At 67.3% G+C, this 12,278-nt stretch carries 12 protein-coding genes; 5 read left to right on the top strand and 7 right to left on the bottom strand.

Annotated features, from left to right (window positions below):
- The first annotated feature begins 13 nt into the window (after positions 1-13).
- Genes GII31_RS14300 through GII31_RS14285 form a run of 4 tightly spaced genes read left to right on the top strand, consistent with a single transcriptional unit; the run spans position 14 to position 3,912 of the window.
- Positions 14-1,096, top strand: a complete 1,083-nt coding sequence (locus GII31_RS14300; protein WP_213250420.1) for a sulfate ABC transporter substrate-binding protein — start codon at positions 14-16, stop codon at positions 1,094-1,096.
- Positions 1,093-1,971 carry a sulfate ABC transporter permease subunit CysT gene (cysT, locus tag GII31_RS14295; protein WP_213244095.1) on the top strand — a complete coding sequence of 293 codons (879 nt, stop codon included), beginning with the start codon at positions 1,093-1,095 and terminating at the stop codon, positions 1,969-1,971. The genes GII31_RS14300 and cysT overlap by 4 nt, the downstream gene beginning before the upstream one ends.
- Positions 1,968-2,915: a sulfate ABC transporter permease subunit CysW gene (cysW, locus tag GII31_RS14290; RefSeq protein WP_213244092.1), complete on the top strand. Its 948-nt coding sequence runs from the start codon at positions 1,968-1,970 to the stop codon at positions 2,913-2,915. Before cysT ends, cysW begins: the two co-directional genes overlap by 4 nt.
- 1 nt (position 2,916) lies before the next feature.
- Positions 2,917-3,912 (top strand): sulfate/molybdate ABC transporter ATP-binding protein, encoded by a 996-nt coding sequence (locus GII31_RS14285; RefSeq protein ID WP_213244090.1) that lies wholly within the window; start codon positions 2,917-2,919, stop codon positions 3,910-3,912.
- Here the strand turns inward: GII31_RS14285 and GII31_RS14280 are convergent.
- The 7 genes from GII31_RS14280 to GII31_RS22620 form a co-directional block, all read right to left on the bottom strand.
- A complete protein-coding gene (locus GII31_RS14280; RefSeq protein WP_213244088.1) occupies positions 3,899-4,693 on the bottom strand; it encodes an alpha/beta fold hydrolase in 795 nt (264 codons plus the stop codon). The genes GII31_RS14285 and GII31_RS14280 overlap by 14 nt on opposite strands.
- Before the next feature lie 34 nt (positions 4,694-4,727).
- Positions 4,728-5,498, bottom strand: a complete 771-nt coding sequence (locus GII31_RS14275; protein WP_213244086.1) for a sirohydrochlorin chelatase — start codon at positions 5,496-5,498, stop codon at positions 4,728-4,730.
- Between the two features lie 5 nt (positions 5,499-5,503).
- Positions 5,504-6,805 (bottom strand): sulfate adenylyltransferase subunit 1, encoded by a 1,302-nt coding sequence (locus GII31_RS14270; protein WP_213244084.1) that lies wholly within the window; start codon positions 6,803-6,805, stop codon positions 5,504-5,506.
- Positions 6,805-7,788: a sulfate adenylyltransferase subunit CysD gene (gene cysD, locus GII31_RS14265; RefSeq protein ID WP_407649820.1), complete on the bottom strand. Its 984-nt coding sequence runs from the start codon at positions 7,786-7,788 to the stop codon at positions 6,805-6,807. The genes GII31_RS14270 and cysD overlap by 1 nt, the downstream gene beginning before the upstream one ends.
- Positions 7,770-8,519, bottom strand: coding sequence for a phosphoadenylyl-sulfate reductase (locus tag GII31_RS14260; protein WP_213244080.1), 750 nt, complete (start codon positions 8,517-8,519; stop codon positions 7,770-7,772). Before GII31_RS14260 ends, cysD begins: the two co-directional genes overlap by 19 nt.
- Positions 8,516-10,597, bottom strand: coding sequence for a nitrite/sulfite reductase (locus GII31_RS14255; RefSeq protein ID WP_260839999.1), 2,082 nt, complete (start codon positions 10,595-10,597; stop codon positions 8,516-8,518). The genes GII31_RS14260 and GII31_RS14255 overlap by 4 nt, the downstream gene beginning before the upstream one ends.
- A 187-nt stretch (positions 10,598-10,784) precedes the next feature.
- The gene (locus GII31_RS22620; protein ID WP_353735616.1) at positions 10,785-10,874 is read right to left on the bottom strand and encodes a putative leader peptide; all 90 of its coding nucleotides are present in this window, start codon (positions 10,872-10,874) and stop codon (positions 10,785-10,787) included.
- 112 nt (positions 10,875-10,986) lie between these two features.
- Between GII31_RS22620 and hemW the strand changes: the two genes are divergently transcribed.
- Positions 10,987-12,186, top strand: a complete 1,200-nt coding sequence (gene hemW, locus GII31_RS14250; protein ID WP_213250418.1) for a radical SAM family heme chaperone HemW — start codon at positions 10,987-10,989, stop codon at positions 12,184-12,186.
- The last annotated feature ends 92 nt before the right edge of the window (positions 12,187-12,278 follow it).

The raw sequence follows: 12,278 nt of genomic DNA, 5'->3' as shown, positions 1-12,278 counted from the left end.
GTCATGGCGTGCCATGGTGACCGGACTGGTCGCGCTCTGCGCGGCCGGCACCGTCACCGCGTGCGGCGGCGGATCGACCGACGAACCCGGCGGAGAGGACATCTCCAGCGGCAGCCAGCACGTCAACCTCGTTGCCTACGCCGTCCCGAAAGCCGGGTTCGACCTGATCATCCCCGCCTTCCGGGAAACCGATGAGGGCCGCGACGTCGGCTTCTCCCAGTCGTACGGTGCCTCGGGCGACCAGTCGCGCAAAGTGGCTCGCCGTGTCCCCGCCGACGTCGTCAACTTCTCGGTCGAACCCGACATCACGCGTCTGGTGAAAGAGGGCGTCGTCGACAAGGACTGGCAGGACCAGGCGCCCAATAGGTCGACACCGTTCGGTTCGGTCGTCGCGCTGGTGGTGCGCAAGGGCAACCCCAAGAACATCAAGGACTGGGACGACCTGCTCAAGCCCGGTGTCCAGGTGGTCACCCCCAATCCCGGCAGCTCGGGATCGGCAAAATGGAACCTGCTCGCCCCGTTCGCGGCGAAGAGCAACGGCGGCCAGAACGTTCAGGCCGGACTCGACTACGTCAGCGAACTGATCCGCGATCACGTCACCGTGGTGCCCAAGTCGGGCCGCGAAGCCACCACCGCCTTCGAACAGGGGCAGGGTGATGTGCTGATCAGCTACGAGAACGAGGCGATCATGCTCGAACGGCAGAACGCGACATCGTCGAAGAATCAGCAGGTCGACTACGTGCTGCCGCCGCAGACGTTCAAGATCGAGAACCCGGTGGCCGTGGTGAACACCTCCGACCACAAACCCGCGGCCAGGGCGTTCGTGGACTTCCTGTTCACCTCCGAGGCGCAGCGGCTATGGGCCAAGCAGGGATTCCGCCCGGTCGTGCCCGAGATCATCACTGAGACCGCAGGCCAGTTCCCCGGCACGATCGAGAAGCTGTGGACCATCGACGAGCTCGGCGAGGTCCTCGGCGTGGGCACCGCAGACAAGAACGACGGTAAAGACCTGACCGGCTGGAAAGCGGTCGACGGCGCGCTCTTCGGCTCCAAGGGCGCTATCACCAAGATCTACAACTCCGGAGGGCGACTGTGAGTACCGCAACCGACCACAAACCCTCCGGGGACAAGCCCGCCGGGGCGGGGGCGCCGGGTGGATTCCTCGGCAGATCCCGCACCTTCAGCGGCGTCTCGCCCGTCCAGATCGGCGTCGCATGGCTGTGGCTGAGTATCATCGTGCTGTTGCCGCTGGCCGCGATCACCGTCCAGTCGTTCGACAACGGCTGGAGCGGGTTCTGGGACGCCATCACCGACGACGCCGCGATCGACGCGCTGCGGATCACCGTGTGGGTGTCACTGATCGTCGCACTGATCAACGTCGTCTTCGGCACCCTCATCGCCTGGGTGCTGGTGCGCGACGAGTTCCCCGGTAAAGCGTTCGTCAACGCCATCATCGACCTGCCGTTCGCGCTGCCGACGATCGTCGCCAGCCTCGTGCTGCTCTCGCTGTACGGTCCCAACAGCCCGATCGACATTCAACTCAACGCCACCCAGCCCGCGCTGGTCATCGCTCTGACATTCGTCACGCTGCCGTTCGTGGTGCGCCAGGTGCAGCCGGTGCTGCTCGAACTCGACAGGGACGTCGAGGAAGCGGCGGCGGTACTCGGGGCCAGCAACGTCACCACCTTCACCAAGATCGTGCTGCCGGCGTTGCTGCCGTCGATCCTCACCGGTGCAGGCCTCGCGTTCACCCGCGCCATCGGTGAATTCGGGTCGGTCGTGCTCATCGGCGGCAACATCCCCGGCGAAACCCAGGTGGCATCCCAGTACATCCAGCAACAGATCGAGGTCGACGAGCCGGTGAACGCCGCCGCCATCTCGGTGGTCCTGCTGGTCATCGCGTTCATCGCACTGCTCGTCCTGCGGATCGTCGGCAGGCGGCAGTCGGTCCGAGAGGAGAAGGACCAGTGAAAATCACACCCTGGGTCCGCCTGAGCCTGCGATCGGTGGCACTCGCCTACCTGTTCGTGCTACTCGTCGTCCCGGTGTCGCTGATCTTCTGGCGCTCCTTCGAACACGGTTTCGGCCAGTTCTGGGACTGGATCACCACACCCGCCGCCATCTCGGCTCTGCAGCTGAGCCTGATCATCGTCGCCATCGTGGTGCCGCTGAACGTGGTCTTCGGCATCGCCACCGCGCTGGCGCTGGTTCGCGGCAAGTTCCCCGGAAAGGGGTTCCTGCAGGCGGTGGTGGACCTGCCGTTCGCGGTGTCACCGGTCGTCGTCGGCGTCGCGCTGATCCTGCTGTGGGGACACGGCGGCTGGTTCGGCGGCATCGAAAGTCTCGGATTCCGCATTATCTTCGGTTTCCCCGGTCTGGTCCTGGCCACCATCTTCGTGACCCTGCCGTTCGTGGTGCGTGAGGTGGAGCCGGTGCTGCGGGAGATCGGCACCGAACAGGAACAGGCCGCCGCCACCCTCGGCGCCAACGCCTGGCAGACCTTCTACCGCATCACACTGCCGGCGATCCGGTGGGGCCTGACCTACGGCGTCGTGCTCACCATCGCCCGCTCGCTCGGCGAGTACGGCGCGGTCACCATGGTCTCGTCCAACTTCCCGGGCGTATCGCAGACCCTCACATTGCTGGTGCACTCGCGCTATACCGACGATTACAACGAGTTCGGCGCATACGCCGCCGCGACATTGTTGATGTTCGTGGCCATCCTGGTGCTGATCGCGATGACCTTCATCGAACATCGCGCCAAAGGTCGCCTCGCCGAGGCAAGCCAGTCCTACACCGCCGCCCCCGGTGGGTCGGCGGACACAGCAGAATCCGCCGCATCGGGCGGCGACAATCATCCCTCCGGCAGCACAGCGGTTCTCGCAGGGGCCACCGGCGGCAAGGAAGGTGTGTGACATGTCCATCACAGTGACCGGCGCCAACAAGCGCTACGGAGATTTCGCCGCACTCGACGACGTGTCGATCGAGATCCCCGAAGGCTCGCTCACATCGCTGCTCGGACCGTCCGGTTCGGGGAAGTCGACACTGCTGCGCGCCATCGCGGGACTCGACGCACTCGACTCGGGCACTGTGGTGATCAAGGGCAATGATGTGTCCACCGCGTCCCCGCAGAAGCGCGACATCGGGTTCGTGTTCCAGCACTACGCCGCGTTCAAACACCTCACCGTCCGCGACAATGTGGCGTTCGGGCTCAAGATCCGCAAGCGGCCCAAGACCGAGGTCGATGCCAAGGTCGACGAACTGCTGGAGATCGTCGGGCTCGCCGGCTTCCAGAAGCGCTATCCGGCACAGCTTTCGGGCGGTCAGCGCCAGCGTATGGCGCTGGCCCGGGCACTCGCGGTCGATCCGCAGGTGTTGCTGCTCGACGAGCCGTTCGGCGCCCTCGACGCCAAGGTCCGCGATGACCTGCGCAAATGGTTGCGTCGCCTGCACGAAGACGTCGGAGTGACCACCGTGCTGGTGACCCACGACCAGCAGGAGGCGCTCGACGTGTCCGACCGGATCGCGGTACTCAACAAGGGACGCATCGAGCAGGTCGGCTCACCCGACGACCTGTACGACCGCCCGGCCAACGAGTTCGTCGCCTCATTCCTCGGACAGACCGTCCGGCTCAACGGCGAGCTGGTGCGTCCGCACGACATCCGGATCGGCCGCAACCCCGAACTCGCCCTGCCCGCCGCCGACGCCAAGCTCGACACCGGCGTCATCAAGGCCACCGTCGACCGGGTGGTTCACCTCGGTTTCGAGACCCGCGTCGAGCTCACGTCGTTGGCCTCGGGAGAGGAGTTCGCCGCACAGATCACCCGTGGTGACGCCAACGCGCTGAACCTGGTCACCGGCGAGCAGATCTACGCCCGCGCCACCAAGGTCCCGGCCCTCACGACCGTCTGAGTATCGGCCGGGTGAGGCGGGTGATGGCGGCGGCGACGTCGGCGGGGCGTTCCCGGTGCAGCATGTGGCCGGCGTCGGGGAGGTCGATGCGCTCGACGTTCGGTGCGGCGGCGGAGATGGTGTCGGCGATCAGGCGCATGTCCTCGACATCCCGGCCACCGCTGAGCAGGACGGTCGGCGTCCGGAGGGTGTGCAGGCGTTCGATGTCGGGGAGTTCGGGACGCTGGTCGTCGCCGAGCCATTGCCGGCCGTGATAGCGGTCCAGGGCCTCTCTCAGGTCGCCGGCACCGGAGGTTTCCCGTACCGCGTCGAACATCGGGTGCGCCCACCACAGAGATCGGGCGGCATCGATGTCGCCGGCCCGGACCAGTGCGGCGACGTCCCTCCAGCGGGTGCGCCAGTCGCGGGACCAGCGCCAGCCGATCAGTCCCGGGCTGATCAGCACCAGGCCCGACACCCGATCGGGATGGTTGAGCGCGGTGTTGGCGACGATCGCACCGCCCATCGACACCCCCACCAGGACGGCGCGGTCGATGCCCTGGGCATCGAGCACGGCGATCAGATCGTCCGAATGTGAAAACGTGACGCCGTCGGTCGCCGTGGACGCACCGAACCCGCGAAGGTCGTAGCGCAGGAGCGCGAGCGAGTCCGGAAGCGTGTCGACGAGCATGTTCCAGTCGTACCGGTCACCGGCCATCCCGTGCACCAGCACGACGGCCGGTGCCTCGGAGGTTTCGCCCGAAAGCCGTGCACCGTCGACATCGGTGATGAAATCCCGCATGGTGTGAGCCTATGCCCGTGGGCGGGCATAGGCCTCAGCAGGATCGGAGACCTTCGGGGACGAGCTCGTCGGCCCGGCCGTCGGACGCCGGACCGAACCCGGCGGCGTCGGCGTACAGGTCGGTGACCGCGCTGACCACATCGGGGTGTGCGCCGAGGGGGCCGGCAACCAGGGCGTCGGGGCACAACCGGTCGAGGGCGGTGTCGACGCGTTCGGTGAGCAGACCCGCCGACAGGAAGTAGGGGCTGAGCGCGATGCGCCGCGCACCGGTGGCTTTCAGCCGCCGGACCGCGGACAGCAGCTCGTGTTCACCCGATCCGAGTTTGGTGGCGAACACGACCTCGACGGGCCGGTGCAGCAGTGTCGACAGTTCGATGGCGCGGTGCCGGACATGCCGGTCGGCGCCCGCGTCGGACGAACCGACGGCGCACAGCAGTACGCCGTCGCCGTCGCACAGGCCCGCTTCGGCCAGCCGGTCGGCGAGCGCGCGGGCCAACGGATGAGAACCGATCACCGGGGTCTGGACCACCCGGCGACCCGGAAGGGAATGTTCGGCGATGATCGCCGGCAGATCGATCTTGGAGTGGAATCCTTCGGCGAACAGCAGCGGGACGACCACACAGTCGCCGGACCGCTCGATCGCCTCACCGATGGTCGGTTCGTTCAGATCGAGGTATGCCAGTTCGACATCGACACCGGGCATCGCCGAGGCGACCGATGCCGTCACCCGTCGCGCGGTGGCCGCGAACCGAGGATCGCGGCTCCCGTGCGCGACGAGCAGCAGCCGGGGAGAATCGACGGGCACAGCCGTCAGACGAGTTCGGCCTGCTGCAGGTGCAGTGGGGCCAACGCGTCGCCCACCAAGCCCGCGGCCAGGGTGTTGCCGCCCTGCGGGTCGATGAGCAGGAAGCTGCCGTTCTCCCGGTTCACCTGGTAGTCGTCGGCGACGATCGGTTCGGCCGTCTGTACCGTGATACGGCCGATCTGGTTGAGTTCCACCGTGTTCGGTGACTCGATCAGGGTCAGATTCTGCTCGTCGAACAGCGCGTCGAGGCCGCCGATGATTGCCTGCGTGGTGCGGGTGCCGTGTTTGAGGAGCAGCCGGGCACCCGGGCGCAGCGGCTTCTCGGCCAGCCAGCACACCGTGGCGGTGAACTGCTGAATCGGCTCGGGAGCGTCCGCGACGGCGGCGATGACATCACCGCGGGAGGCATCCACATCGTCGGCGAGCAGCAGGGTGACGCTGCGCCCGGTGTGCGCGGTGGCCAGTTGCCCGTCGGCGGTATCGATCTGGCTGATGGTGGTGCGCGTTCCCGACGGCAGTATCACCACCTCGTCGCCCACCGACACCCGGCCGGCCGCGATCTGTCCGGCATAGCCGCGGTAGTCGGGGTACTCGGCTGTGCGGGGACGGATGACGTACTGCACCGGAAAACGCAGGCCCACCTGGCGGCGGTCGGTGACGTTGGGCACCGTCTCCAGGTGCTCGATGAGAGTCGGACCGTCGTAGTAGGGGGTGCGGTCGGACTTGATCGCGACGTTGTCGCCGTGCAGTGCCGACACCGGGATCTCGATGACCTGGTCATCGGACCAGCCGAGCGAACGGGTCAGTTCGCCGAACTCCTGCGAGATCTGCGCGAACACCTCCGCGGGATTGTTCACCAGATCGATCTTGTTGACCGCCAGAACCAGTTGCGGCACACCGAGAAGTGCCATCACCGCGGCGTGCCGCCGGGTCTGGGCGACGACGCCGTTGCGGGCGTCGACCAGCAGGATGACCAGCTGTGCGGTGGAGGCGCCGGACACGGTGTTGCGGGTGTACTGCACGTGGCCGGGGGTGTCGGCGAGGACGAACGAGCGCTGCGGCGTGGCGAAATAGCGGTAGGCCACGTCGATGGTGATGCCCTGTTCACGCTCGGCGCGCAGGCCGTCGACGAGCAGGGACAGGTCGGGGCCGTCGAGACCGCGGTCGACCGATGCGCGTACGACGGCGTCGATCTGGTCGGCCAGAACGGATTTGGTGTCGTAGAGCAGCCGTCCGACCAGGGTGGACTTACCGTCGTCGACGCTGCCCGCCGTGGCGATGCGCAGCAGATCGGGGAGGTGTTTCATCAGAAGTATCCTTCGCGTTTGCGGTCTTCCATCGCGGCCTCGGAGACCCGGTCGTCGCCGCGGGTGGCGCCGCGTTCGGTGAGCCGGGACGCCGCCACCTCGTCGAGGACGGCCTCGTTGGTGTCTGCATCGGAAAGTATTGCGCCGGTGGTGGATCCGTCGCCCACGGTGCGGTAGCGCACTGTGCGGACCTCCACGGTCTCGTCTTCGCGGGGCCCGCCCCACGAACCGGAGGTCATCCACATGCCGTCGCGTTCGTACACCTCGCGCTCGTGCGCGTAGTACAGCGGAGCGAGCAGGACCTGTTCGCGGGCGATGTAGCGCCAGATGTCGAGTTCGGTCCAGTTGCTCAGCGGGAACACGCGCACATGCTCACCCGGCGCGTGCTTGCCGTTGTACACGTTCCACAGTTCGGGACGCTGACGCTTGGGATCCCACTGGCCGAAGGCGTTGCGCAGCGAGAAGATCCGCTCCTTGGCCCGCGAACGCTCCTCGTCGCGGCGACCGCCGCCGAACACCGCGTCGAAGCGGTTCTCGGTGATGGCGTCGAGCAGGGGGATGGTCTGCAGCGGGTTGCGGATGCCGTCGGGCCGTTCGGTGAGGCGGCCGTCGGCCAGATACTCCTCGACCGAGGCCACATGCAGGCGCAGGTTGTGCCGTTCGACGATCTCGTCGCGGAACTGGATGATCTCGGGCAGATTGTGTCCGGTGTCCACGTGCAGCAATGCGAACGGCAGCGGTGCCGGCCAGAACGCCTTGAGCGCCAGGTGCAGCAGAACGGTGGAGTCCTTGCCGCCGGAGAACAGGATCACCGGCCGCTCGAACTCGCCGGCCACCTCGCGGAAGATGTGGATTGCCTCGGATTCGAGCGCGTCCAGCGTGGTGAACTCGTCGGCGTGGATCTCTTCTGGGGGAAGCTCGTCGATAAACACGTCGGCTCCTGCTCTGCTGGTATCGATGGTGGTCATGCGTGTAGCCCACATTCTGTCTTGGCGCGGCCGGCCCACCGGCCACTGCGCGGATCGGATCCGGGTTCGGGTTTGGCGGTGCACGGGGCGCATCCGATGGACGGATAACCCTCGTCGACAAGCAGATTGACGAGGACGCCGTTGGTGTCGATGTAGTCCTGCATCACCTCGTCGGACCAGGGGGCGATCGGGTTGATCTTGACCAGCCCGAAGCCCTCGTCGAACGAGATCAACGGGGCATTGGCGCGCGTGGGTGCCTCGACGCGGCGGATGCCGGTCACCCAGGCGTCGTAGCGCGCCAGATTGGTCTTGAGCGGCACCACCTTCCGCAACCGGCAGCATTCGCCGGGGTCACGGGAGAACAGGTTGCGGCCCAGCAGTTCATCCTGTTCGGCGACGGTGTGCTCGGGGTGGATATTGACCATCTCCACGCCGTAGACCTGCTCGACCGCGTCACGGGTGCCGAGGGTTTCGACGAAGTGATAGCCGGTGTCCAGGAACAGGATCTTGAGTGGGTGCCCGTCGAGCAGGTCGGTGTCGATGTGCTTGGCGGCCAGATCGACCAGGACGGCATCCTGCATGTTGGAGGCCACCACGAAGTTGTCGCCGAATGTCCGTGCCGTCCAGGCCAGCAACTCCTCCGGGCCGGCGTCGGTGCCGAGTTCGGCGGCACCCCGCTCGGCGATCGCGCGCAACTCGTCCTCGCTGTGCCGTCTGCCAGTGCGGGTCACGGTTCCGGTGGTCATCGCAGTGCCTCCTCGTCTGCGCGAACGGCCCATTGGGCGAACCGCTCGCCTTGCTCACGCTGTGCGACGAAATTGCGGACGACCCGGTCGATGTAATCGCCCAGTTCGACGGAGGTCACCTTGTGCTGACGCAGCTTGCGGCCGAAACCGGAATCCAGGCCGAGGCTTCCGCCCAGGTGCACCTGGAAACCCTCGACCTGCCCGCCGTTGTCGTCCTCCACGAGCTGGCCCTTGAAACCGATGTCGGCGACCTGCGAACGCGCGCACGAGTTGGGGCAGCCGTTGATGTTCACGGTGATCGGAACGTCGAGCTGAGAGTTGATATCGGCCAGGCGCTCTTCGAGTTCGGGCACCAGATCCTGGGAGCGCTTGCGGGTTTCGACGAACGATAGCTTGCAGAACTCGATTCCGCTGCACGCCATGAGGTTGCGGCGCCAGTTGGACGGGCGGCCCGACAGTCCGTGACCGGCGAGCTCGGAGATGAGCGAATCGACCTTGTCGTCGGGCACATCGAGCACGATCAGCTTCTGATATGGGGTGAACCGGATCCGGTCCGAGCCGGCACGTTCGGCGGCGTCGGCGACGGCGGTGAGCTTGGTACCCGACACCCGACCGGCGATGGCGGCGAAACCGACGGCATTGAGGCCGTTCTTGAGCTTCTGCACCCCGACGTGGTTACGTGGTTCGGTGAGTGGTTCGGGTGCCGGGCCGTCGATGAGTTTGCGGCCGAGGTACTCGTCCTCGAGGACCTGGCGGAACTTCTCGATTCCCCAGTCCTTGATGAGGAACTTCAGCCGTGCCTTGGACCGCAACCGGCGGTAGCCGTAGTCGCGGAAGATCGAGCACACGCCCTCCCACACATCAGGGACCTCGTCCAGTGGCACCCACGCGCCGACCCGCTGGGCCAGCATCGGGTTGGTCGACAGACCGCCGCCGACCCACAGGTCCAGACCTGGGCCGTGTTCGGGGTGGACGACACCGATGAAGGCGATGTCGTTGATCTCGTGCGCCACATCTTGCAGGCCGGAGATGGCGGTCTTGAACTTGCGCGGCAGGTTGGACAGGTTCTTGTCGCCGATGTAACGGCGGACGATCTCGTCGATCGCCGGGGTGGGGTCGAGAACCTCATCGACGGCCTCGCCGGCCAGTGGTGAACCGAGCACGACGCGGGGGCAGTCGCCGCAGGCCTGGGTGGTCTTGAGTCCGACGGCCTCGATACGTTCCCAGATGGTGGGCACGTCCTCGACGCGGATCCAGTGGTACTGGACGTTCTCGCGGTCGGACAGGTCGGCGGTGTCGCGGGCGAATTCGGTCGACAGCTGACCGAGCGTGCGCAGCTGCTCGGCCGACAGCGCGCCGGCGTCGCAGCGGATCCGCATCATGAAGTGGTTGTCTTCGAGCAGGTCGATGTTCTCGTCGCCGGTCCAGGTGCCGTCGTAGCCCTCGCGGCGCTGGGTGTACAGGCCCCACCAGCGCATCCGGCCGCGCAGGTCCTGCTTGTCGATCGAGTCGAAACCGTTCTTGGCGTAGATGTTCTCGATGCGGGCGCGAACGTTGAGCGGGTGGTCGTCCTTCTTGGCCTGCTCGTTGGGGTTCAGCGGCTCGCGGTAACCGAGCTTCCACTGGCCTTCGGCGCGGCGCTTGACCGGACGCGCCTTGCGGGCCGGTGCCTCGCCGTCGGTGCGCGGGGTCCGGGGTGCCCGGGTGCGGGCGGGTGCCTCGCCGTCGGTGGGGGTGGCGGCGGCGCGCGGGGTCCGGGTGCGGGCGGGTGTCTCACCCTCTGCCCTTGGTGTGCGCGGGGTGCGGGCGCGGGGTTCCTCACCATCGGCGGCGGGTGTGCGCGGGGTGCGGGCGCGCGGGGCTTCGCCGTCGGCGGCCGGGCGTGGGGTCCGCTGGCGGACGGGGGCCTCGCCGGTGGACGGGGCCCGGGCCGTGCGGGGCCTGGTACGCGGCCGGGTTGCCGGGGCGGCCTCGTCGGACGCGGTGCCGCCGTTCGCGGGTGTGCGGTCACCGGTTACGGCGCTGTCCGAGGGTTCGGTGCTGTCCTGGGTGGTGAGGGCATCCGTGGTCGACGTCATGGAGTCTCCTGTCGGCGCGCAGCGCCGGGTCATGTCACGATCAAATGGGCTGAAGATCACGTGGCGGCATCCCGCGCGGGCGGGGGACTGTTTCGGGGCCGAGAATCTGTCGCGGTGGTTCGAAAGGCGCTGCTGGCCACTGGACCGGGGAACGCGGCGGACGGAATCCGCGACAGTCACACGTCGTCTAAGGACGACAGGATGCGCTGGCTACGCGCTTGAGATCAATGTGGCGACGCATCGTCAGCCACACCCCGGAAGAAGTCACGCCGTCCATGGTGCCACGGGACGGGCCGCCGCGTCTACTTGGGGTTATTTTTCCTCACGGTGACGCAAAAGCTCGATTGGGATAGTCGCAGGACTGGGCGCATGATGGGCGGGTGAGTTCCATCATCGACACCGCCACGGTACCGGTGACGTCCGCGGTCGGGTCGGCGTGCCGCTCGGCCGACCCGTCGAGGGGTTTCGGCCTCTATCTGCACGTGCCGTTCTGCGCCTCCCGCTGCGGCTACTGCGACTTCAATACCTACACAGCCGGCGAACTCGGATCGTCGGCGTCGCCGGCGTCGTGGCATGAGGCGGTGGCCCGCGAACTGGACATCGCCGCAGCCGCACTCGGTTCGGTGAGGCCGGTGTCGACGGTCTTCGTCGGCGGTGGCACCCCGTCGCTGCTCGGCACCGCGGGGCTCGCCCGGCTGCTCGACGACGTGCGTGGCTCCTTCGAGCTGGCGCCGGGTGCCGAGGTCACCACCGAGTCCAACCCCGAGTCCACCTCGCCGGAGTTCTTCGCCGGTCTGCGGGAGGCCGGCTACACCCGGATATCGCTGGGCATGCAGTCGGCCGCTCAGCACGTGCTGGCCGTCCTTGATCGCAAGCACACCCCCGGCCGGGCCGTCGCCGCCGCGCGGGAGGCCCGCGCCGCCGGATTCGAGCACGTCAACCTCGATCTCATCTACGGCACGCCGGGCGAATCCGACGACGACCTGCGGGCCAGCCTCGACGCCGTGTTGTCCGCGGGGGTCGATCACGTGTCCGCGTACGCCCTGATCGTGGAGGACGGCACCGCACTGGCCCGGCGGGTGCGGCGCGGCGAGTTGCCCGCCCCCGACGACGACGTGCTGGCCCGCCGCTACCGGCTCATCGACGCACGGCTGGCCGCCGCCGGACTCGAGTGGTACGAGGTGTCGAACTGGGCGTCCGGCCCGGAGTCGGTGTGCCGGCACAACATCGCCTACTGGGACAGCGACGACTGGTGGGGGATAGGCCCGGGCGCGCATTCACACGTCAACGGTGTGCGGTGGTGGAACCACAAGCACCCGTCGCGCTACGCGAGTGTGCTCGCTGGTGGCGCGCTGCCGATCGCCGACGACGAGAGACTTGCCGACGAGGATCGGCACACCGAACGTGTGATGTTGCAGATCCGTTGCCGCACAGGACTTCCGGTATCGGAATTGTCCGATCGTGAACGGGCCGGGGCTGATGTCTTCGTCGCCGACGGGCTCCTGTGCGACGCCGGTGCCCACCTGGTCCTGACCGACTCGGGCCGCCTTCTCGCCGACGGTATCGTCCGCGACATCCTCACCGCGTAGTCGGGCGGCACCGCATCCGTTGTCGTTGGTGATCGGGCATCCGGCCGGCCCGCGACTATTGAACCTGAAGGCGGATTCAACTACGGTGGGGC

Source organism: Gordonia pseudamarae (assembly GCF_025273675.1).
Classification (GTDB): domain Bacteria; phylum Actinomycetota; class Actinomycetes; order Mycobacteriales; family Mycobacteriaceae; genus Gordonia; species Gordonia pseudamarae.
This window is presented reverse-complemented; position numbering and strand designations above follow the sequence as displayed.